A 21,785-nucleotide genomic window follows, 5' to 3' on the forward strand; every position below is an offset into this window, starting at 1 on the left:
TCCGCGAATCGCGGATGAGATCCGCTCCTACGGCAGAGCCGACGGAAACTCCGCCGCCAGGATCTCCGCCAGCCATGCACTGAACCACTCGATGTCGGCGCTGCTCGGCCCCGGCGGAATCAGCAGCTGATAGCTCTCCAGGCGTACCTGGTTCGGCAGCGGCCGCACCAGCGCGCCGGATTCCAGCTCCTTGCGCACCAGCACCTCGTTGGCCAGGGCGATGCCGGCGCCGGCTTCGGCCATCGACAGCGCGTGGTCGTTGCTGACGTAGAGCACATCCGAGGTGACGCGGATATCCAGGTGATTGGCGGCGAACCAGGCGTTCCACCATTCGCCGTCGTCGACGTGGATCAGCTCGTGATTCACCAACTCCTGCGCGCCGCCCAGCGGGCCGTGCTGCGCCAGGTAGCCCGGCGAGCACACGGGAAAGACCTGCGGGTGGAGCAGGGTGGCGTGGCTTTGTGGGTATTGCCCGGGCATGCCGTAGACGATGCCCAGGTCGGCGCTCTTGCCGTCCACTTCGCTGAAGGTCGGGTTCGGCTCGATCGCCACTTTCAGCCCCGGGCGTTGCTGGCGCAGGGCTTCCAGGTGCGGCATCAGCCAGCGCTTGGCGAAGGCCGGCACCACCAGGATCTTCAGCCAGCGCGCCGAACCGCCTGGGGTCAGTTCCAGGCTGGCCTCGGCGATCTGCTGCAGCGCTGTGGATATCTTCGCGTAGTAGCGCTGCCCGGCCGGGGTCAGGGTCACGCCGCGCGGCGTGCGTTCGAGCAGCTGCACCCCCAGCCACTCCTCCAGCAGGCGCACGTGGCGGCCGATGGCCGGCTGCGTGACGTGCAGCGCCTGCGAAGCGGCGACGTAGCTGCCCAGGCGCGCGGCAGCCTCGAAGGCGCGTACGGCGTTGAGCGGAGGAAGGCGCGGAGTTGCCATTAGGAAGGGTCCGAGTTTGTTGTTAATTTTTTTAACATCGACTGTAAGAAAATTGAGCTTTTTGCTCAACCGCAATCTGGCCACACTCGCCCCCAGCAGCCTCACCACAACATCCGCCGCTCACGGCGAACCGCTGCAGAAGTGCGTTTTCCCCAGTCCTGCCAGAACAAATACAAGCCCCGCCATGCCCAGGCATCGACGGGGAGGGAACCGGAGGTATTTCCATGAATGCCCTGCACAACCTGCAGACGGCCGCCGTCTCCATCCGCTCGGTGCGCAAGGTCTACGGCGACCCGGACAGCGGTCCGGTAGCGCTGAAGAGCGTCGACCTGGATATCCGCGACAACGAATTCTTCACCCTGCTCGGCCCTTCCGGCTGCGGCAAGACCACCTTGCTGCGGATGATCGCCGGCTTCGAGTTCCCCACCTCCGGCGAGATCCGCCTGTACGGCGAGAACATCGCCGACCGGCCGCCCTATGCCCGCCCGGTGAACACCGTCTTCCAGCACTACGCGCTGTTCCCGCACATGACCATCGCCGAGAACCTGGCCTTCGGCCTGGAATCGCACCCGATGGGCCAGCGCCTGGGCAAGGCGGCGGTCGCCGAGCGGGTTCGCGAGATGCTCGCCCTGGTGCAGATGGAGCGCTTTGCCGAACGCCGGCCGACCCAGCTCTCCGGCGGCCAGCAACAACGCGTGGCCCTGGCCCGCGCGCTGGCGCCGCATCCGAAGGTGCTGCTGCTCGACGAGCCGCTCTCGGCGCTCGACCTCAAGCTGCGCCAGGCCATGCGCGAGGAACTGAAGACTATCCAGGGCAAGACCGGGATCACCTTCATCTTCGTCACCCACGACCAGGAAGAAGCCCTGACCATGTCCGACCGCATCGCCGTGCTCGCCAATGGCGAGGTACAGCAGGTCGGTCGCCCGGCGGACATCTATGAGCAGCCGCGCAACCGTTTCGTCGCCGACTTCATCGGCGAGACCAACTTCCTCCCGGCGCAGGTCGCCGAGCTGGCCGACGACCAGGCACTGTTCCGCATCCCGGGCGGACATGCGCTGCGCGCGCAGAGCCGAGACGGCCTGCGCGCGGGGGCCGAGGTGACTCTGTCGATCCGCCCGGAGCGCCTGCGTCTGGTGGATGCCGACAGCCCCGAGGCGACCCCCTGCAGCCTGGTCGAGCAGATCTACCTGGGCACCGACCTGCAGTACCAGGTCAGCCTCGCCGACGGCACCCGCCTGCGGGTGCGCGCGCCGAACAGCGCCGGGCAGAGCCAGCGTTTCGCTCCGGGCCAGCGTCTCGGCCTGCAGTTCGACCGCGACAGCGCCAGCGTGCTGCTGGACTAAAGCCGAGGAACTCGCCATGACATCCCTCACCACTCGCCCCGGCAACGCCCTGGAGCGGCGCCGGGCGCTGGGCAACATCCTCGGCGTCTCGCCGGCGCTGCTCGCCATCGGCCTGTTCCTGGTGGTGCCGATCCTCATCGTGGTCGCCTACTCGCTGATGCAGGCCAACCCCTACGGCGGGGTCAACCACGCGTTCAGCACCGAAGCCTACGTCTCGCTGCTGTTCGAGCGGCAGATGGACGACAGCCTGGCCTTCGCCGACTCCTACCTGGTCATCGCCCTGCGCTCGCTGGGTATCGCCACGGCGACCACGCTGATCACCCTGCTGGTCGGCTTCCCGGTGGCGGTCTGGCTGGCCATGCAGCCGGCCAAGCGCCGCGGCCTGCTGATCTTCCTGATCACGGTGCCGTTCTGGGCAAACCTGCTGATCCGCACCTACGCCTGGATCCTGCTGCTGCGCGGCACCGGCGTGATCAACAACGGCCTCATGGGCCTGGGCCTGATCCAGCAACCGCTGCCGCTGCTCTACAACGAAGGCGCGGTGCTGCTTGGGCTGGTCTACACCTACGCGCCCTTCGTGGTGCTGCCGATCTATTCGACCCTGGAGAAGATGGACATGCGCTTGCTCGAAGCCGCCCAGGACCTCTACGCCGGGCGCCTGCGCACGCTGCGCAAGGTGGTCCTGCCGATCGCCCGGCCGGGCATCCTGGCCGGCGCCATCCTCACCTTCGTGCCCTGCCTGGGCGCGATGATCGCCCCCGAGCTGCTCGGCGGTGGGACCAAGATGATGCTCGGCAACCTGATCTTCCGGCAGTTCAGCGACTCGCGTAACTGGCCCTTTGGCGCGGCCCTGTCGCTGGTGCTGATGGCGGTGGTGATGCTCGCCCTGACCTTCTACGCCATGCGCGCCGAACGCCTGCGCGTTGCCCGGGGAGGTGTGTGATGCTCGCTCTGCTGCGCAAGCGCCGTCTTGGCGTACAGGACTTCCCCGGCTTTGGCGGGTTCAGCTTCCTGTTCTACCTCTACCTGTACGCGCCCATCGTGGTACTGGTGATCTACTCGTTCAACGCCAACCAGTCGGCCACTGTCTGGACCGGTTTCAGCCTCGACTGGTACCGCGCCGCCTTCGCCAACCAGGCGCTGCGCGCGGCCGCCGGCAACAGCCTGCTGATCGCCGTGTGCGCCAGCATGATCGCCACCGCCATCGCCACCCTGGCCGCGCTGGGCACCTCGCGCGGGGCCAAGTTCAAGGGCATGCGCCTGTCGATGGGCACCATCATGCTGCCGCTGGTGCTGCCGGAAATCGTGGTCGGCGTCGCCACCCTGGCGCTGTTCTCCAGCCTCGGCGTGTCCCTGGGCTACGGCAACCTGATCATCGCCCACACGGTGTTCTGCATCCCCTTCGCCTTCCTGCCGATCCGTGCCCGTCTCGAGGACATGGACCTGTCGCTCGAGCAGGCCGCCTCGGACCTGTACGCCGGGCCCTGGCGGACCTTCCGCAAGGTCACCCTGCCGCTGCTGATGCCGGGCATCTTCTCCGGGCTGATGCTCGCCTTCATCGTCTCGCTGGATAACTTCGTGATCTCGATGATGGTCTCCCAGGCCGGCACCACCACCTTGCCGATCTTCATCTTCGGCCTGCTGCGGATGGGCGTCACACCGGACGTCAACGCGGTGTCGACGCTGATCCTCGGGGTCTCCGTGTTCTTCGTCAGCCTGTCCTTCCTGCTCGGCAAATCCAAAGCCTGAGCGCCACGCCAACACCAGGAGTCACAATGAGCAAGTCGATCGCAGTCATCGCCGCCACCCTGTCGCTGAGCCTAGCCGGGGCGGCCAACGCCGCCGGGCAGGTCAACGTCATCAGCTGGAGCGGCTACTTCTCGCCGCAGATCATCGAGAAGTTCGAGAAGCAGACCGGCATCAAGGTCACGGTGGATTCCTACGACTCCAACGAAACCCTGCTGGCCAAGCTGAAGCAGGGCGGCAGCGGCTACGACGTGGCCATCCCCTCGCACCAGTTCGTGCCCATCCTGGTCCACGAGAACCTGTTGGAGCGCTTCGATCCGGCGAAGCAGCCGTACTACGCGAACATCGTCGACAACCTGCAGAAACCGAGCTGGGACCCGGAGGGTGGCTACTCGGTGCCCTTCATCTGGGGCACCACCAGCGTGGTGCTGGACACCGCGCTCTACAAGGGCCCGACCGACAGCTACAAGGTGCTCTTCGAGCCGCCCCAGGAGCTGCAGGGCAAGGTCAACATGCTCGACTCGGTGAACGAGGTGATGGACTCCGCCAGCCTCTACCTGGGCATCCCGCTGTGCAGCGAGGACCCCAAGCAGGTGCAACAGGTGCTGAACCTGCTCAAGGCGCAGAAGCCGTTCGTGAAGACCTACAGCTCCAAGGCCGGCTCGGTGCGCGAGAACCTGGCCTCCGGCGAGACCTCGATGTCGCTGTTCTGGGGCGGCTCGTCGCTGCGCGCCCGCGAGATGAAGCCGAGCCTGAAGTACCTCTATCCGAAGGAAGGCGTGGTGGCCTGGGTGGATAACATGGTGATCCCCAAGGGCGCCAAGGATCCTGAAGCGGCGCGCCAGTTCATCGCCTTCATGAGTCAGCCGGAGAACTCGGCGATGACCCAGAACTTCCTCAAGCACCAGAGCCCGATCAAGGGCACCGACGCCTTCCTCGCCCCGAGCCTGAAGGACGCGCCGGAACTGCACATCCCCGAGGGCACCAAGGTGGTCTTCAGCAAGACCTGCGGCGAAGGCGCCATCCGCCTGGCCGACCGCCTGTGGACCAACCTGATGCGCTGAGTGCCACCCGGGCCCCGTTCGCGGGGCCATCCTGAATAACCTGTACATCGCCCGGTGCGCCGTGGCGCGGGCCTGCTCGCGCCGCGATCGCCTAATGGGCACTGCCGGAAACATGAAGAAGGCCCGATCCATGAGCCAGAACCCGAACCTCAGCGAACTCGTCCAGCTCCAGGCCCATGAGCTGGCGCAACGCATCCGTCTGCGCCAGGTGTCCTGCCGCGAAGTGATGAGCGATTACCTCGCGCACATCGAACGCTTCAACCCGGCGGTCAACGCCCTGATCAGCCTGCAACCGGCCGAGCAGCTGCTGGCCGAGGCCGATGCCCGTGACGCGGAGCTGGCGCGCGGCGAGTACCGTGGCTGGATGCACGGCCTGCCGCACGCCATCAAGGACCTCTCGCTGACCCGCGGCATCCGCACCACGCTCGGCTCCCCGTTGTTCAGCGACTTCATGCCCGAACGCGACGGCATCATGGTCGAGCGCATCCGCGCCGCCGGCGCCGTTCTCATCGGCAAGAGCAACACCCCGGAATTCGGCCTCGGCTCGCAGAGCTACAACCCCATCTTCGGCGCTACCGGCTGCGCCTACGACCCGACCCGCACGGCTGGTGGCAGCAGCGGTGGTGCCGCAGCGGCGGTGGCCCTGCAACTCGTGCCGGTGGCCGACGGCAGCGACATGATGGGCTCGCTGCGCAACCCGGCTGCCTTCAACAACATCTTCGGCTTCCGTCCATCCCAGGGCCGCGTGCCCTTCGATGACAGCGCCGACCTGTTCTTCGACCAGCTCGGCTACGAAGGCCCCATGGCCCGCAGCGTGCGTGACCTGGCCCTGCTGCTGTCGGTGCAGGCCGGCGGCGATGCGCGTGCGCCGCTGTCGATTTCCGAGTCCGGCGCGGCCTTCACTGGCTCGCTGGAGCGCGACTTCAACGGCGCCCGCCTGGGTTGGCTGGGCGACCTCGGTGGCCATCTGCCGATGGAGCGCGGTGTGCTGGAACTGTGCGAGCGCTCGTTCGCCGATTTCGAATCCATCGGCTGCAGCGTCGAGCCCTGCGCCCTGGGCTATTCCGCCGAGCGCCTGTGGGACTGCTGGCGCACCTTGCGGCACTTCTTCGTCGCCGGTTCCCTGGGCGGCCTCTACGCTGACCCGGCCAAGTGCGAGCTGCTCAAGGAAGAGGCGCGCTGGGAAGTCGAGCACGGCCTGTTGCTGTCGGGCATGGACGTGTACCGCGCGACCGTTGCGCGCAGCGACTGGTACCGCGCCATCCAGTGCCTGTTCGAACATTACGACTACCTGCTGCTGCCCAGCGCCCAGGTCTTCCCCTTCGACAAGACCCAGCACTGGCCGCGGGAGATCGCCGGCCGCGCCATGGACACCTACCACCGCTGGATGGAGGTGGTGATCCCCGGCACCTTGTCCGGTTGTCCGGTGGCCAACGTACCGGTCGGCTTCAATCAACAGGGCTTGCCCATGGGCCTGCAGATCATCGGCCGGCACCAGGCCGACATGGCCGTGCTGCAACTCGCCCACGCCTATGAGCAGGCCAGCAACTGGTACCGGCGCTGCCCGCCGCCGCTGTTGGCGCAGTAGGGCGCGTCGACGAAGGAGGCCCCATGAACGTCAGCTTCTTCCAGGAACTCTTGCAGAGCATCAGCGAGCGCGGCCGGCAGTTGCTGGAGTCGCGCGAGCCGACGCCGATCAGCGCGGCGACGCTGGTGGAAGCCAGCCGCCGGTTGCTTTCCGGGCACGGCGAGGCATCCGGCGTGGCGCTGGCGCGGCAGGTGCTGTGCGCCTATCGCGATTGCCCGGAGGCGCAGCAGAAAGCCTTCTTCGACAACCTGCTGAACGACTTCGCGCCGCCCCGCGAGGCATTGGCCGAGGCCTGCAAACGCTACCTGGAAAACCCCGGCGCCGAGCAGGTCACCGCACTCTTCGAGGCCTGCGAACCGCCGCGCCAGGAACTGTTCCGCCGCCTCAACCAGGCCCCCGGCGGCACCGCCGAGCTGATCGCCATGCGCAACCTGCTGCTGCGTGAACTCAAGGCCCGTCCGGAACTGGCAGCGGTCGACTACGACCTGCAGCACCTGCTGGCGTCCTGGTTCAACCGTGGCTTCCTGGTGCTGCGCCGCATCGACTGGTCGACCCCGGCGGCGATTCTGGAAAAGATCATCCGCTACGAAGCGGTGCACGCCATCAAGGACTGGGACGACCTGCGCAGCCGCCTGCAACCGGCTGATCGCCGCTGCTTCGGCTTCTTCCACCCGGCGCTGCCGGAGGAGCCGCTGATCTTCGTCGAGGTGGCGCTGACCCGCGAAATGCCTGGCGCCATCGCTGAAATCCTCGAGCAACAGGGCGAGGCCGCCGAGGCGCCGGACACCGCCGTGTTCTATTCGATCAGCAACTGCCAGGACGGCCTGCGCGGCATCTCCTTCGGCAACTTCCTGATCAAGCAAGTTGTCGAGGAGCTGGCTCGTGAAGTGCCGGGGCTCAAGCAGTTCGTCACCCTCTCGCCGGTGCCCGGCTTCCGCCGTTGGCTGGACAGCCGCGCCGCCGAGCCGCAGGTCGCCGAATGCCTCAAGGCGCTCAAGCCCGATGCGCCACCCCCCCCGCGTCTGGAGCAGCCGTTGCTGGCGCTGGCCGCCGAATACTTCCTCAACGCGAAGAACGCCGAGGGGCGGCCGCTGGACCCGGTGGCGCGCTTCCACCTGGGCAACGGCGCGCGCCTGGAGCGCCTGAACTGGCGCGGCGATCTCTCCGCCGGCGGCCTGCGCCAGGCCGCCGGGCTGATGGTCAATTACCGCTACGAACTGCGTCAGATCGAGAAAAACCACGAAGCCTATGCCAACCAGGGCTCGGTGATCGCCGCCAACGAGGTCAAGCGACATCTCGCCCCACCGGCCAAGCCACGCCGCTAGGAACCGCCATGAACCAGAGCCTTTTCGCCGCCATCGGCGAGCACCTGCCGAAAGACCTGAACAAAGCCTTCATCCGCACGCCCGAGGGCGGCGGCTACAGCTATGCCGAGATGCTGCGCAGCAGCTCGCAGTTCGCCCACGCCCTGGTCGAGCTCGGTGTGCGGCCGGGCGATCGCGTCGCCGTGCAGGTCGACAAGAGCCCCGAGGCGATCATGCTCTACCTCGGCACCCTGCGTGCCGGCGCGGTCTACCTGCCGCTGAACAGCGGCTACACCGCCGACGAACTGGCCTACTTCCTCGGCGATGCCGAGCCCACGCTGTTCGTCTGCGCACCGGCCTTTGAAGAAGAGGCCAAGGCGCTCGCCGAACGCTGCGGCGTGGCCCGTGTGGCCACCCTCGGCAAGCGCTGCGACGGCAGCCTGATGCAGCAGGTGCAGGGCAAGCCGGGGCGCTTCATCGACGTCGAGCGCACGGCCGACGACCTCGCCGCGATCCTCTACACCTCCGGCACCACCGGGCGCTCCAAGGGCGCGATGATCAGCCACGGCAACCTGGTCTCCAACGCCCGCGCGCTGGTCGAAGCCTGGGCGATCACCGCCGAGGACTGGCTGCTGCACGCGCTGCCGATCTTCCACATCCACGGCCTGTTCGTGGCCACCAACAGCCTGCTGATGGCCGGCGGTTCGCTGCTGTTCGTCGAGAAGTTCGATGCCGCCGAAGTGCTGCGCCTGCTGCTGCAAGTGAACTTGCTGATGGGCGTGCCGACCTTCTACACCCGCCTGCTCGACCAGGACGGCCTGACCCGCGAAGCGGTGGCGCACATGCGCCTGTTCGTCTCCGGCTCGGCGCCGCTCACCGCCGAGACGCACAAGGCGTTCCGCGAGCGCACCGGGGTGGCAATCCTCGAACGCTACGGCATGACCGAAACCGGCATGAACACTTCCAACCCGCTCAATGGCGAACGCATCGCCGGCACCGTCGGCTTCCCGCTGCCGGGCGTCGAACTGCGCATCACCGACCCGACCGCGAAAGAGCCGACGCTGCTGCCGCAGGGCGAGCCGGGGATGATCGAAGTGCGCGGCGCCAACGTCTTCCGCGGCTACTGGCGCATGCCGGAAAAGACCGCCGAGGAACTGCGCGCGGACGGCTACTTCATGACCGGCGACATCGGCCTGATCGATGACAAGGGCTACGTGCAGATCGTCGGGCGCAGCAAGGACATGATCATCAGCGGCGGCTACAACGTGTACCCGAAGGAGTTGGAGCAGATCATCGACACCCTGCCGGGCGTCGCCGAGTCGGCGGTGATCGGCGTGCCGCATCGCGACTTCGGCGAAGGCGTGACGGCGGTGGTGGTGGCCAAGCCTGGCGAGGCGCCGAGTGAAGCTGCGATTTTCGCCGGCCTGGACGGCAAGCTAGCGCGCTACAAACAACCCAAGCGCGTGATGATCGTCGACGCGCTGCCGCGCAACGTGATGGGCAAGGTGCAGAAGAACCAGCTGCGCGAGCAGTTCAAGCAGCTTTACACCTGAGGCTGGGTCGGATGGGTTTCGCTTCGCTCAACCGTATCCTGCGAACATGAAACAGCCCCGCCTGGGCGGGGCTGTTTCATTCCTGTAGGAGATTCTATGTCAATGACGGCTCCTGCTTTGGAGGCTGGTAGCTGGTCTGGGATTGCATCAGGGCAAAGGCAATTCGGGCCAATTTGCGGGCGAGGATAGTCAGGGCCTCGATCTTCTTCAGGCCGCGCGCCAGGTAGCTTTGGTAAAGGGCCTGCCAGCGCTGCGTGCGCGCTGCCGCCATGGCCGCGTTGTGGAGCAGCCGACGGATTTCAGGGTCCCCTTGCTTGGTCAGCTTTCGACGGCCGCTATAGCGGCCGGACTCCTTGAGCCGCACATCCAATCCGATAAAGGCGATGAAGGCATCGCTATTGCGAAAACGTCCCCGCAGAAATGCCAGGTTCAGGGCCGCTGCCGTCAGCGGTCCGATCCCTTCGATGGCCTGGCAGCGCTTGCTTTGCTCCATTAGGCCAGCCTCTCGCAGCGCCTGTTGAATCTCTTTCTCCAGGCGTGACTCCAGTGTGGCCATTTGCTTGAGAACAGGCTTCAGCGCCTTGGCCAGGGAGCGATCCTGGGAAAAGCTCTGGCGTAACGAGATGGCGCTACGGACCAGTGCGGCACGCCGATGCAGCAGTGTCTGCAGGCGGCAGTAGGCCTTGCTCGGTGGCTGCCAAGGCTCCAGTTGCGCTTGTTCGTGGGTCAGGTAACGGGCCAGCAACAGGGCATCGCTGCGATCATCCTTGTTTCGCCCGCCAATCCCCTTGCGGTAGTTGCTCAGGCGAAAGCCATTGATGACGTAGATCCGATGTCCCCGCGCATGCGCCAGGGTCGCAACATCCATGTGATAGGTGCTGGTCGCTTCGATCGCGATGGCGCAGCAGGGAGGAAGGGTTTTCAGCCAGGCCTTGATAGTGCGGACGTCATTGGCCAGTTCGAATACCTCGCCCGAGCGTGTATCGCAGAGGCTCAGCGACTCCTTGGCGACATCGATACCGATAACCGGAACTTGGCTTGTCATGGGGTTCTCCGACAGTGAAGATGGTCCAATCTGTCGGGAGCTCACATTGGCGCAGGCTTGCCGGTATTGTCGGTTTGAGCGGCTACTCAATCCGATGGATTCCTTATCGGCGCTTGTCGTGAGCGGGTGGGTGGGGGAAGTCTCCTACCGTCTGGCTTGCAGAAGCGGATCTTGTCCCTCCACACCCCGACAGGTTCCTACCCTAACGCCATACAAGCGGACCTTGTCCGCGAGAAATCGCGGATGAGATCCGCTCCTACAGTGGGCGCAAGGGCTCAGCGCACCTGCACCACAACCTTGCCGACAGCACGGCGCTGGCCCAGGTGGTTGATGGCGTCGGCCGCCTTCTCCAGCGGATAGGTCTGCGACACCAGCGGCTTCAGCTTGCCCTCGCCGTACCACTGGAACAGCTGCTGGAAGTTCGCCGCGTTGTCCTGCGGTTGGCGCTGGGCGAAGGCGCCCCAGAACACGCCGACCAGGGAGGCGCCCTTGAGCAGCGGCAGGTTGGCCGGCAGCGAGGGGATGGTGCCGCTGGCGAAACCGACCACCAGCAGGCGGCCGTTCCAGGCGATGCTGCGGAAGGCTTCCTCGAAGAAGTCGCCGCCCACCGGGTCGTAGATCACGTCCACGCCCTGGCCACCGGTGATTTCCTTGAGCTTGTCCTTCAGGCTGCCTTCGCTGTAGTTGATCAGCACGTCGGCACCGGCGGCCTTGGCCACTTCCAGCTTGGCGTCGCTGCTCGCGGCGGCGATCACCTTGGCACCCATCGCCTTGCCGATCTCCACCGCGGCCAGGCCAACGCCGCCGGAGGCGCCGAGCACCAGCAGTGTCTCGCCCGGTTGCAGGTTGGCGCGCTGCTTGAGTGCGTGCATCGAGGTGCCATAGGTCATGCCGAAGGCGGCGGCGGTGGTGAAGTCCATGCCGGCCGGGATCGGCAGCACGTTGTAGCCGCCCACCGCGACCTGCTCGGCGAAGCTGCCCCAGCCGGTGAGGGCGATGACCCGGTCGCCGACCTTCAGGTGCGAGACCTTCTCGCCAACCGCGGCGACCACGCCCGCGGCTTCGCCGCCCCGGGCGGAGGGGAAGGGCGGCTTGAACTGGTACTTGCCCTCGATGATCAGCGTGTCGGGGAAGTTGACCCCCGCTGCATGCACGTCGAGCAGGACCTCGTTCTTCTTCGGCTCGGGGCTGGCGATGTCTTCCAGCACCAGGGTTTCGGCGGGGCCGAAGGCTTTGCACAGCACGGCTTTCATCGGGGCGGACTCCTTGCGGGTGAGGCGGGCAGTGTAGGAGTGGGCAGGCGGGGGGCAAATCAGTATGGTCCCGGCTTATGCCGCTGCATAACCGCTGGGCTTGGGCGGCGCGCCGAGTCTGGCTATGCTTGCCGGCATCATTTCTGGAGAAGTCGCCTTGAGAGCCCTGATCGCCCTGTTGCTGGTCCTGTTCCTCGCCCCCGTGATGGCGGAGGAGGAAGCCAAGCCGGAAGACGCCAACAAGCCCTTGTTCGTCGACCTCACTCCGGCCCTGGTGGGCAACTACGGCAGCGGTCCCAAGCTGAAGTACTTCAAGGCAGACATCGCCCTGAAGGTCGCGGGCAAGGAGACGGCGGACAAGGTCGAGCACCACGAGCCGCTGATCCGCAACCAGCTGATCATGCTGTTCGCCCAGCAGACCGACGAAACCCTCGGCAGCGTCGAGGCCAAGGAAAAGCTGCGCCAAGAGGCGCTCAAGCAGGTGCAGACGGTCCTCAAGGAGGAGGAAGGCAAGCCGCTGGTGGACGACCTGTTGTTCAACAACCTGATCGTCCAGCCCTGATCTGACACAGGAAATAGTCGTCATTTTCAGCGATTCGGGTCGCGTCTGACCTGAATCAAGGCCATTGCCTCTCTCTTCTCGGAAGATCCCTACACGATTGGTCGAAAGGCCGTTCAAGAGAGGGTGCGATGAAGGGAAATTCAAAACGCTGGCTGGTTCGTGGCGCGGTTCTTGTGGCCGCTGCCTTGGTGGCCGCATTGGCTTGGCACATGTTGAAGCCGAAAGGCCTCGGCGACGGCTTCGCCAGCGGCAACGGGCGCATCGAGGCGACCGAGGTCGACGTGGCGACCAAGCTCCCCGGGCGCATCGCCGAGATCAAGGTCGACGAAGGCGACTTCGTGAAGACCGGCGACCTGGTGGCGCGCATGGACACCCAGGTGCTCCAGGCGCAACTGGCCCAGGCCCAGGCCGAGGTACGCCAGGCGCAGAACGCCAAGCTCACCGCCGAATCCCTGGTGGCCCAGCGCAACAGCGAGAAAAGCACCGCGGAGGCGGTGGTCGCTCAGCGCCAGGCCGAACTCACCGCTGCGCAGAAGCGCTTCAGCCGTACCGAGCGGCTGGTGGCTCGAAATGCCCTGCCGCAGCAGCAACTGGATGACGACCGCGCCGTGCTGCAAAGCGCCCAGGCAGCGCTGTCGGCAGCACGCTCGCAGGTCATCTCCGCGCAGGCGGCAATCGAGGCCGGACGTTCCCAGGTGATCGAGGCGCAGTCGGCCATCGAGGCGGCCAACGCCAGCGTCGCCCGCCTGCAGGCAGACATCGACGACAGCCTGCTGCGCGCCCCGCGCGACGGGCGGGTGCAGTACCGGGTGGCACAGCCGGGCGAGGTGCTGCCGGCGGGCGGCAAGCTGCTCAACATGGTCGACCTCACCGACGTCTACATGACCTTCTTCCTTGCCGCGCCCCAGGCTGGGCGTGTGCAACTTGGCCAGGAGGTGCGCCTGGTGATAGATGCAGCGCCGCAATACGTGATCCCTGCGAAGGTCTCCTACGTGGCCAGCGTCGCGCAGTTCACGCCCAAGACCGTGGAGACCGCCAGCGAGCGCGAGAAGCTGATGTTTCGCGTCAAGGCACGCCTCGATCCGGCGCTGTTGGCGAAGTACGTCACCTACGTGAAGACCGGCGTGCCGGGCATGGCCTACTTGCGCCTCGACCCTGATGCGCAGTGGCCGGACAACCTGCAGATCAAGGTTCCGCAATGAACGCGCCGCAGCCGGTCGCCCGTCTGCACGGGGTCTCGCTGCGCTATGGCCGAACCGCCGCGCTGGACGACGTCACCCTGGAAATCCCGGCCAACCGCATGGTCGGCCTTATCGGCCCGGACGGCGTCGGCAAGTCCAGCCTGCTGGCGCTGGTCGCCGGCGCGCGGAAGATTCAGGAGGGCGAAGTCCATGTGCTCGACGGTGACATGCGCGATGCGCGCCACCGTCGCCGCGTCTGCCCGCGCATTGCCTATATGCCGCAGGGCCTGGGCAAGAACCTCTACCCGACGCTGTCGGTGTTCGAGAACGTCGATTTCTTCGGCCGCCTGTTCGGCCACGACAAGGCCGAGCGCGAACGGCGTATCGCCGACCTGCTGCAGAGCACCGGGCTCGCACCCTTCGCCGAGCGGCCGGCGGGCAAGCTCTCCGGCGGCATGAAGCAGAAGCTCGGGCTGTGCTGCGCGCTGATCCACGACCCCGACCTGCTGATCCTCGACGAGCCCACCACCGGCGTCGATCCGCTGTCGCGCAACCAGTTCTGGGAACTGATCGGGCGCATCCGCGCCGGCCGCCAGGGCATGAGCGTGCTGGTGGCGACCGCCTACATGGAGGAGGCCGAGCGCTTCGACACGCTGGTGGCGATGGACGACGGCAAGGTGTTGGCTTCCGGCACACCGGCCGAGTTGCGCGAACGCACGGCAACCCAGAGCCTGGAAGCGGCCTTCGTCGCCCTGCTGCCTGCGCGCAAGCGCGCGGGTCACCAACAGCTGGTCATTCCGCCGCGCGAGCAAAGCCAAGGCGCCCCGCAGATCGCCATCGAGGCCGAGGGGCTGACCTGCCGCTTCGGCGATTTCGTCGCCGTCGACCGCGTCAGCTTCCGTATCGAGCGCGGGGAAATCTTCGGCTTCCTCGGTTCCAACGGCTGCGGCAAGTCGACCACCATGAAGATGCTCACCGGCCTCCTGCCGGCCAGCGAGGGGACGTGCGCGCTGTTCGGCCAGCCGGTGAACGCCAACGACATGGAAACGCGCCGGCGCGTCGGCTACATGTCCCAGGCCTTCTCGCTGTATGCCGAGCTGACGGTGCTGCAGAACCTGGAGCTGCACGCGAAGCTGTTCCACCTGCCGAGCGAGGAAATCGGCCCGCGCGTGGAGGAAATGCTCGCGCGCTTCGACCTCGGCAAGGTCCGCGACGAGCTGCCCGGCAGCCTGCCGCTGGGCATCCGTCAGCGCCTGTCGCTGGCCGTGGCGGTTATCCACAAGCCGGAAATCCTCATCCTCGACGAGCCCACCTCGGGCGTCGACCCGGTGGCCCGCGACGGCTTCTGGCAGCTGATGGTCGAGCTGTCGCGGCGCGACGGGGTGACCATCTTCATCTCCACCCACTTCATGAACGAGGCGCAGCGCTGCGACCGCATCTCGCTGATGCACGCCGGCAAGGTACTCGACAGCGACACGCCGCAAGGGCTGATGGCCAAGCGCGGCCTGCCGACGCTGGAAGCGACTTTCATCGCCTATTTGGAAGAGGCAGCAGGTGCCGCGCCTGTCGCCACTCCGGTGGCCGAGCCGACTGCGGCGCCGGAAGGCCTCAAGCCGCAGCGCCAGCGCTTCAGCCTGCTGCGCCTGTTCAGCTATGCGCGGCGCGAGTCGATGGAGCTGCGCCGCGACCCGATCCGCCTGACGCTCGCCCTGCTGGGCACGGCGCTGCTGATGTTCATCATCGGCTACGGCATCAATATGGACGTGGAGAACCTGTCCTACGCCGTGCTCGACCGCGACCAGACCACCACCAGCCAGGCGTATTCGCTGAACATCGAAGGCTCGCGCTACTTCGTCGAACACGCGCCCATCCAGAGTCCCGACGAGCTGGGCCGACGCCTGCGCAGCGGCGAACTGAGCCTTGCCGTGGAGATACCGCCGAACTTCGGCCGCGACCTCAAGCGCGGTGACAATCCCGCCATCGGCGTGTGGATCGACGGCGCCATGCCGCAGCGCGCGACCACCGTGCAGGGCTACGTGCAGGGGCTGCACCTCGCCTATCTCGCCGACCTCGCCCGGCAAAGCGGCAACCCCCAGGCCAGCGCGGCGGCCAGCACCGAGGTGCGCTACCGCTACAACCCCGACGTGGAAAGCCTCAAGGCCATGGTGCCGGCGGTGATCCCGCTGCTGCTGATCATGATCCCGGCGATGCTCACGGCGCTGGGCGTGGTGCGCGAGAAGGAGCTGGGCTCGATCACCAATCTCTACGTGACGCCGGTGACGCGCCTGGAGTTCCTCCTCGGCAAGCAGCTGCCCTACGTCGGCATGGGCATGGTCAACTTCGCGCTGATGCTGCTGATGGCGTTGCTGCTGTTCCAGGTGCCGCTCAAGGGCAGCTTCCTCGCTCTGAGCCTTGGCGCGCTGCTGTACGTGATCGCCAGCACCGGCCTCGGCCTGCTGCTGTCGACCTTCATGAAGAGCCAGATCGCCGCGGTGTTCGGTACCGCCATCGCCACCATGGTCCCGGCCATCCAATTCGCCGGTCTGATCCATCCTGTATCGTCGCTGGAAGGGGCGGGGGCCTACTTCGGCAAGCTCTACCCGACGTCGCACTTCCTGATCATCAGCCGTGGGGCTTTCTCCAAGGCGCTGGGCTTCGCCGACCTCTGGCCCTACTACCTGCCGCTGCTATTGGCGATCGCCGTGCTGACCCCGCTCAGCGTGCGGCTGCTGAAGAAGCAGGAGGACTGAGCCGATGCGCAGCCTGCTCAACATCTTCAACCTGGGCATCAAGGAATTCCGCAGCCTGAGCCGCGACTACGCGATGCTGGCGCTGATCGCCTGGGCCTTCACCCTGGGCGTCTACAGCTCGGCCACCGGCATTCCGGAGACCCTGCACAACGCGCCCATCGCGGTGGTCGACGAGGACCAGTCGCAGCTCTCCTCGCGCATCATCAACGCCTTCCAGGCTCCGTATTTCCGCACGCCGGAAATGATCGACCACGGCCGCATGGACCGCGGCATGGACACCGGGCTGTACAGCTTCACCCTGGACATCCCGCCGAACTTCCAGCGCGACGTGCTGGCCGGGCGGCAGCCGGCGATCCAGGTCAACGTCGACGCGACCCAGACTGCCCAGGCCTTCTCCGGCGCGGGCTACATCCAGAACATCGTCGCCACCGAGGTGAGCGAGTTCGTCAGCCGCTACCGTTCCGACCCGAGCATGCCGGCGCAGCTGGCAGTGCGCATGGAGTACAACCCGAACCTGACCCAGGCTTGGTTCGGCGCGGTGATGGAGGTGATCAACCAGATCACCATGCTGTCGATCATCCTCACCGGCGCGGCACTGATTCGCGAGCGCGAGCACGGCACCGTCGAGCACCTGCTGGTGATGCCGCTGTCGGCGTTCGAGATCATGCTGGCCAAGGTCTGGTCGATGGGCGCGGTGGTGCTTGGGGCGGCGGCCCTTTCGCTGCTGCTGGTGGTGCAAGGCTGGATCGGCGTGCCGTTGAGCGGCTCGCTGGCGCTGTTCCTGTTCGGCGCCGCGTTGCATCTGTTCGCCACGACTTCCATGGGCATTTTCTTCGGCACCCTGGCGCGCTCGATGCCGCAGTTGGGGCTGCTGGTGATCCTCACGCTGATTCCGCTGGAGATCCTCTCCGGCGGCACCACCCCGCGCGAGAGCATGCCGGAGCTTGTGCAGAACATCATGCTGGCGGCGCCGACCACGCACTTCGTCAGCCTGGCCCAGGCCATCCTGTTCCGCGATGCCGGGTTGTCCATCGTCTGGCCGCAGCTGCTGGCGATCGTCGGTATTGGCGCGGCCTTCTTCGGCGGGGCGCTGTGGCGGTTCCGCCGGACCATCGGGCAGATGGCGTGAACCGCACAGGCTGGCACGGCCTCTTGTAGGAGCGAGCTTGCTCGCGAACGGCCTCCGCAGCGGGGCATTCGCGAGCAAGCTCGCTCCTACGAAAAACGCTTCAGCGTTTGGCCAATCCGAGGATGATGTTCCACTGCTCGTCGGTGACCGGCATCACCGACAGGCGGCTGCCTCGCTGCACCAGCGCCAGCTCTTCCAGGCCGGCGGCGGCCTTGATCGCACCGAGCGGCAGCACTTCACGGAAGGCTTCCACGAAGCTCACGTCACGCGCGCTCCAGGGGTTTTTCTCGGCACTGGCCTTGGCGTCGTGATAGGGGCTTTGCGGGTCCAGCGCCGTGGGATCGGGGTAGGGCTCGCCCTCGATCTGACCAATACCGGCGACGCCCGGTTGCGGGCAGCTCGAATGGTAGAAGAAGAACTGGTCGCCCGGCTGCATGCTGCGTACGAAGTTGCGCGCCTGGTAGTTGCGCACGCCATCCCAGCGCGCTTTTGCTAGGCGCTTCAGGTCGTGGATCGACAGTTCGTCGGGTTCCGATTTCATCAGCCAATACGGCATGATCCTTGCTCCATTTTCGCCGTTTTTGTAGGAAGAGGCTGACTCCGACGACCGGGTCCGGCATGCAATTGCGGGACGCTTCCCATTGTCGGAGAATGCCGCCGATTTTCAGCTTGGCACGCGCCGGACGGACCAAAAACCACCGCCGGCCATCGTTGACAGTTTGCCTGGAAGGGGGAGGCAATCGATGAAGCGTAAGCCTGATCTACTGTGGGTGCTGGTCATTCTGTTCGGCCTGGGGGTTGTCACCACCGGTTACACCCAAAGCCTTTGGGACCGTCAGGGCGACGTGCCGGTCCAGGTGACCAAACAGCCCTGATTCACTCCGCGTGGCGTCGCAGGGATCGCGGCGTCGCAGCGAGCGCACCATACCAGCCCGCGTCTGTGACTATGCCCTGCAGGGGCACATCCCAGCTGGCCAGGTCCAGCCTGTCCACCTTCTGGCATTCATGCGCCAGGCCCAAAAGTGTCGGTTTGCGCCAGATTCTGCGCTGTCCCAGGTAAGCCAGGGTGCGGTCGTAGAAGCCCTTGCCCATGCCCAGGCGCCCACCGTCCTCATCGAATCCGACCAGCGGCAACAGCACCAGGTCCAGTGTCCAGGGTGCGCGCTGCTGGTGACGGTTGCGTTGTGGTTCGGCGATTCCGAAGCGGTTGCGCGTCCAGCGTTCGCCATTGCCGATGCGCTGGAAGGTCATGTGCGTGTGCGGCCAGCGGCTGAGCACCGGCAGGTAGGTCGCCTTGCCGCGCTTCTGTGCGGCCTTCAGCAGCGGACGGGGATCGATCTCGCCGTCGGCGGGCAGGTACAGCGCAATGTGGCGGGCGCGGCGAAACAGCGGATGCTGCGCCATCTGGCGTTGCAGATCGCGGGCGGCCTGGCGTTGCTGTTGCGGAGTGAGTGCGCGTCGGGCCTGGCGTAGCAGGCGGCGCAGGGCGGCGCGGGAGAGATCGTGGGCGTGGATCATGGAGAAGGAAAAGCTCCCCGGAAATGCCGCTGTCGGGTTAGCCCTTGAACCCGAAAGTTCAAGGTGGCGGTTGCAGTAGGCTTTAAGGCTTTCCGTCGTGCGGACATGCACACCAGCCCAACTGGCAACCTCCGTTGTTGCGATTATCGGCTCAGGGACATCACCGACTGGCCAACACACCAGGGAGCGTGGCCAGTATACCCCAGGGTTTCTTCGCCGGTCAGTCTTCACTCCCGGCTTGATCGGTGGTAAGGGCGCGGTCGACGCGGTCGAGCAGTTCGCGCACACGCTCGCGTGTCGAACTGTTGTCGATGTCCTGGCGCTCCTGCCGATGCAGCAGGTCGTGGGTGATGTTCAGGGCGGCCATCACGGCGACGCGATCGGCGCCGATGACTTTTCCGCTTGAGCGAATCTCGCGCATCTTGCTGTCCAGATAGCGCGCGGCGCTTTCCAGGTTGACGCGTTCGTCGGCGGGGCACGTGATGCAGTATTCCTTGTCGAGGATCTGCACATTCAGGGTGTTCGTCTGGCTCATGAGTCCTGCTCCAGGGCTTTCAGGCGCAAAATCATCGCTTCGACCTTGTGGCGCGCCAATTCGTTCTTCTCGATCAGATGAGCGCGCTCTTCGCGCCAGTTCTTCTCGTTCGCCCGCAGCAACCGGTTCTCCGCCTTGAGCTGTTCCAGGCGCTGGAGCAGCAGGTCGAATTTGGCGATCAGCGCGTGCAGGTCGGCGTCTTCCATGGGCTCTCGCTTGGACAAGGGATGACCGGAAACTATATAGGGTGCCGCGCCGCCAGGGTCAACGCGACGACCGTCCGACGCGCCGCCGCATGGTCTGCGCACGTCCGGCGGTGCTAGGATAGCGGCTCTCATTCTATGCGTAGCGCCCGATGGCGCCTAGCGTCGATATCAGGTCCCGCACGATGTCCACAACCACTTCCGCCTATACCGCTTTCACCGCTCTGCTCGCCGAAGCCGCGCTGCCCATTTCCCCCGCCGAACTGCACGGCAACCTGCTTGGCCGCGTCTGCGCCGGTGCCGGTTTCGACCAAGGCGAATGGCAGCTGGCCGCCGCCGAACTGCTCGGCGGCGAACCGAACGAGCGCCTGCAGGCAGCGCTTGGCGGCCTGCTCGGCATGGTCGAGCAGGACTTCCGCAGCGGCGAGATGGCCGTGGTGCTGATGCTCCCCAACGATGACGCGCCGCTGGCCGAGCGCGCCCAGGCCGTCGGTCAGTGGTGCCAGGGCTTCCTCGCCGGCTTCGGCCTGGCGCTGCGCCAGCCGAGCCTGTCCGACGAAGCCGACGAAGTGCTGCAGGACATCGCCGCCATCGCCCAGGTCCAGGGTCAGCTGGAAGACTCCGAGGACGGCGAAAGCGACTATATGGAAGTTCAGGAATACCTGCGGGTCGCCCCGCTGCTGCTGTTCTCCGAATTCGGCAAGGTGCCGGCGCCGACCGAGAAACCCTCCCTGCACTGAGGTAGCTGCATGATCCGTATCGCCAAATCGGAATTCGCCCGTCGGCGCAAGGCGCTGATGGCGCAGATGGAGCCCAACAGCATCGCTATTCTGCCGGCGGCGCAGATGTTCATCCGCAACCGCGACGTCGAGCACGTCTACCGCCAGGACAGCGACTTCCAGTACCTCACCGGCTTCCCCGAGCCGGAAGCGGTGATGGTTCTGATTCCCGGTCGCGAGCACGGTGAATACGTGCTGTTCTGCCGCGAGCGCGATCCGGAGCGTGAACTCTGGGACGGCTTGCGTGCCGGCCAGGACGGCGCGACGCGCGACTTCGGCGCCGACGATGCCTTCCCCATTGGCGATATCGACGACATCCTCCCCGGCCTGATCGAAGGCCGCGACCGCGTCTACTACGCGCTGGGTGCTAACCCCGAATTCGACCGCCGGCTGATGGACTGGATCAACGTGATCCGCTCCAAGGCCCGCCAGGGCGCACAGCCGCCGAACGAGTTCGTCGCCCTCGACCACCTGCTTCACGACCTGCGCCTGTACAAGAGCGCAGGCGAAGTGAAGGTGATGCGCTATGCCGCCGAGGTTTCCTGTGGCGCGCACATCCGCGCCATGCAGGCCTGCCGTCCGGGGCTGCACGAATTCCACCTGGAAGCCGAGCTGGAATACGCCTTCCGCCTGGGCGGCGCGAAGATGCCGGCCTACGGCTCGATCGTCGCCGCCGGCCGCAACGCCTGCATCCTGCACTACCGGGAGAACGACGCGGTGATCAAGGACGGCGACCTGATCCTGATCGATGCCGGCTGCGAGATCGACTGCTACGCCAGCGACATCACCCGCACCTTCCCGGCCAACGGCACCTTCAGCCCCGAGCAGAAGGCGATCTACGAGCTGGTGCTGGAAGCCAACATGGCGGCCTTCGACTACATCGCCCCGGGACGTCACTGGAACGAAGCCCACGAGGCCACCGTGCGGGTCATCACCGCCGGCCTGGTGAAGCTCGGCCTGCTCACAGGTGACGTCGACGAGCTGATCGCCAGCGAAGCCTACAAGGCCTTCTACATGCACCGTGCCGGCCACTGGCTGGGCATGGACGTGCACGACGTCGGCGAGTACCGCGTTGGTGGCGAGTGGCGCGTGCTCGAGCCGGGCATGGCGATGACCGTCGAGCCGGGCATCTACATTTCCCCGGACAACACCGACGTGCCGAAGAAGTGGCGCGGCATCGGCGTGCGCATCGAAGACGACGTGGTGGTGACCAAGACCGGTTGCGAAGTCCTCACCAATGGCGTGCCCAAGACCGTCGCCGAGATCGAGGCCCTGATGGCCGAGGCCAAGGCCCGGGCCGCCTGA

The 21,785-nt window shown here is 66.1% G+C and carries 21 protein-coding genes and 1 other RNA gene; 14 read left to right on the forward strand and 8 right to left on the reverse strand.

Translation table 11 applies throughout. The features are described 5' to 3' along the window. Window positions 1-27: 27 nt before the first annotated feature. Window positions 28-927 (reverse strand): LysR substrate-binding domain-containing protein, encoded by a 900-nt coding sequence (locus tag PKB_RS01630; RefSeq protein WP_043248470.1) that lies wholly within the window; start codon window positions 925-927, stop codon window positions 28-30. A 224-nt stretch (window positions 928-1,151) separates the two neighbouring features. Here PKB_RS01630 and PKB_RS01635 point away from each other — a divergent pair, with 224 nt between their 5' ends. The 7 genes from PKB_RS01635 (at window position 1,152) to PKB_RS01665 (ending at window position 9,525) form a co-directional block, all read left to right on the forward strand. After that, window positions 1,152-2,270 carry an ABC transporter ATP-binding protein gene (locus PKB_RS01635; protein WP_043248471.1) on the forward strand — a complete coding sequence of 373 codons (1,119 nt, stop codon included), beginning with the start codon at window positions 1,152-1,154 and terminating at the stop codon, window positions 2,268-2,270. Between the two features lie 16 nt (window positions 2,271-2,286). Then, complete coding sequence (locus PKB_RS01640) at window positions 2,287-3,213, forward strand: ABC transporter permease (RefSeq protein WP_043248472.1); 927 nt, start codon at window positions 2,287-2,289, stop codon at window positions 3,211-3,213. After that, window positions 3,213-4,019 carry an ABC transporter permease gene (locus PKB_RS01645; protein WP_043248473.1) on the forward strand — a complete coding sequence of 269 codons (807 nt, stop codon included), beginning with the start codon at window positions 3,213-3,215 and terminating at the stop codon, window positions 4,017-4,019. The genes PKB_RS01640 and PKB_RS01645 overlap by 1 nt, the downstream gene beginning before the upstream one ends. Before the next feature lie 26 nt (window positions 4,020-4,045). Beyond that, window positions 4,046-5,080 (forward strand): ABC transporter substrate-binding protein, encoded by a 1,035-nt coding sequence (locus PKB_RS01650; RefSeq protein WP_043248474.1) that lies wholly within the window; start codon window positions 4,046-4,048, stop codon window positions 5,078-5,080. A 130-nt stretch (window positions 5,081-5,210) separates the two neighbouring features. After that, window positions 5,211-6,668 (forward strand): amidase, encoded by a 1,458-nt coding sequence (locus tag PKB_RS01655; RefSeq protein ID WP_043248475.1) that lies wholly within the window; start codon window positions 5,211-5,213, stop codon window positions 6,666-6,668. A 23-nt stretch (window positions 6,669-6,691) separates the two neighbouring features. Continuing rightward, on the forward strand, window positions 6,692-7,993 hold the full coding sequence (locus tag PKB_RS01660; RefSeq protein ID WP_043248476.1) for a malonyl-CoA decarboxylase: 1,302 nt from the start codon (window positions 6,692-6,694) through the stop codon (window positions 7,991-7,993). Window positions 7,994-8,001: 8 nt separating this feature from the next. Continuing rightward, on the forward strand, window positions 8,002-9,525 hold the full coding sequence (locus PKB_RS01665) for a malonate--CoA ligase (RefSeq protein ID WP_052355148.1): 1,524 nt from the start codon (window positions 8,002-8,004) through the stop codon (window positions 9,523-9,525). Between the two features lie 94 nt (window positions 9,526-9,619). On the opposite strand, the gene PKB_RS01670 is transcribed toward PKB_RS01665, so the two are convergent. Beyond that, window positions 9,620-10,570, reverse strand: a complete 951-nt coding sequence (locus tag PKB_RS01670; protein ID WP_043248478.1) for an IS110 family transposase — start codon at window positions 10,568-10,570, stop codon at window positions 9,620-9,622. Between the two features lie 275 nt (window positions 10,571-10,845). Further along, window positions 10,846-11,823, reverse strand: a complete 978-nt coding sequence (locus tag PKB_RS01675) for an NADPH:quinone oxidoreductase family protein (RefSeq protein WP_043248479.1) — start codon at window positions 11,821-11,823, stop codon at window positions 10,846-10,848. A 157-nt stretch (window positions 11,824-11,980) separates the two neighbouring features. On the opposite strand from PKB_RS01675, the gene PKB_RS01680 reads away from it, so the two are divergent. The 4 genes from PKB_RS01680 to PKB_RS01695 all read left to right on the forward strand — a co-directional run bounded on the left by PKB_RS01680 (window position 11,981) and on the right by PKB_RS01695 (window position 17,445). After that, entirely contained in the window at window positions 11,981-12,385 is a 405-nt protein-coding gene (locus PKB_RS01680) for a flagellar basal body-associated protein FliL (RefSeq protein ID WP_043256815.1), read from the forward strand. Between the two features lie 128 nt (window positions 12,386-12,513). After that, window positions 12,514-13,587, forward strand: coding sequence for an HlyD family secretion protein (locus PKB_RS01685; RefSeq protein WP_043248481.1), 1,074 nt, complete (start codon window positions 12,514-12,516; stop codon window positions 13,585-13,587). Beyond that, window positions 13,584-16,316 (forward strand): ribosome-associated ATPase/putative transporter RbbA, encoded by a 2,733-nt coding sequence (gene rbbA, locus PKB_RS01690; protein WP_043248483.1) that lies wholly within the window; start codon window positions 13,584-13,586, stop codon window positions 16,314-16,316. Before PKB_RS01685 ends, rbbA begins: the two co-directional genes overlap by 4 nt. Window positions 16,317-16,320: 4 nt before the next feature. Continuing rightward, entirely contained in the window at window positions 16,321-17,445 is a 1,125-nt protein-coding gene (locus tag PKB_RS01695; RefSeq protein WP_043248485.1) for an ABC transporter permease, read from the forward strand. A gap of 100 nt (window positions 17,446-17,545) precedes the next feature. On the opposite strand, the gene PKB_RS01700 is transcribed toward PKB_RS01695, so the two are convergent. Then, window positions 17,546-18,001 (reverse strand): EVE domain-containing protein, encoded by a 456-nt coding sequence (locus PKB_RS01700; RefSeq protein WP_043248488.1) that lies wholly within the window; start codon window positions 17,999-18,001, stop codon window positions 17,546-17,548. 187 nt (window positions 18,002-18,188) lie between these two features. On the opposite strand from PKB_RS01700, the gene PKB_RS30280 reads away from it, so the two are divergent. Then, on the forward strand, window positions 18,189-18,320 hold the full coding sequence (locus tag PKB_RS30280) for a hypothetical protein (protein ID WP_156957976.1): 132 nt from the start codon (window positions 18,189-18,191) through the stop codon (window positions 18,318-18,320). Between the two features lies 1 nt (window position 18,321). Here the strand turns inward: PKB_RS30280 and PKB_RS01705 are convergent, their stop codons facing one another. The 4 genes from PKB_RS01705 to PKB_RS01715 all read right to left on the reverse strand — a co-directional run bounded on the left by PKB_RS01705 (window position 18,322) and on the right by PKB_RS01715 (window position 19,704). Then, the gene (locus tag PKB_RS01705; protein ID WP_043248489.1) at window positions 18,322-18,963 is read right to left on the reverse strand and encodes a 5-formyltetrahydrofolate cyclo-ligase; all 642 of its coding nucleotides are present in this window, start codon (window positions 18,961-18,963) and stop codon (window positions 18,322-18,324) included. Between the two features lie 10 nt (window positions 18,964-18,973). Beyond that, window positions 18,974-19,152: non-coding RNA, 6S RNA (gene ssrS, locus PKB_RS28910), on the reverse strand. Between the two features lie 31 nt (window positions 19,153-19,183). Then, window positions 19,184-19,498, reverse strand: coding sequence for a cell division protein ZapA (locus PKB_RS01710; RefSeq protein ID WP_043248491.1), 315 nt, complete (start codon window positions 19,496-19,498; stop codon window positions 19,184-19,186). After that, window positions 19,495-19,704, reverse strand: a complete 210-nt coding sequence (locus tag PKB_RS01715; protein WP_043248492.1) for a TIGR02449 family protein — start codon at window positions 19,702-19,704, stop codon at window positions 19,495-19,497. Before PKB_RS01715 ends, PKB_RS01710 begins: the two co-directional genes overlap by 4 nt. A 182-nt stretch (window positions 19,705-19,886) precedes the next feature. On the opposite strand from PKB_RS01715, the gene PKB_RS01720 reads away from it, so the two are divergent. Together PKB_RS01720 and pepP are read left to right on the forward strand one after the other, a co-directional pair. Beyond that, window positions 19,887-20,441, forward strand: a complete 555-nt coding sequence (locus tag PKB_RS01720; RefSeq protein ID WP_043248494.1) for a UPF0149 family protein — start codon at window positions 19,887-19,889, stop codon at window positions 20,439-20,441. 9 nt (window positions 20,442-20,450) lie between these two features. Continuing rightward, on the forward strand, window positions 20,451-21,785 hold the full coding sequence (pepP, locus tag PKB_RS01725; protein ID WP_043248496.1) for a Xaa-Pro aminopeptidase: 1,335 nt from the start codon (window positions 20,451-20,453) through the stop codon (window positions 21,783-21,785).

The sequence above is a fragment of the Pseudomonas knackmussii B13 genome (assembly GCF_000689415.1).
Classification (GTDB): Bacteria; Pseudomonadota; Gammaproteobacteria; order Pseudomonadales; family Pseudomonadaceae; genus Pseudomonas; species Pseudomonas knackmussii.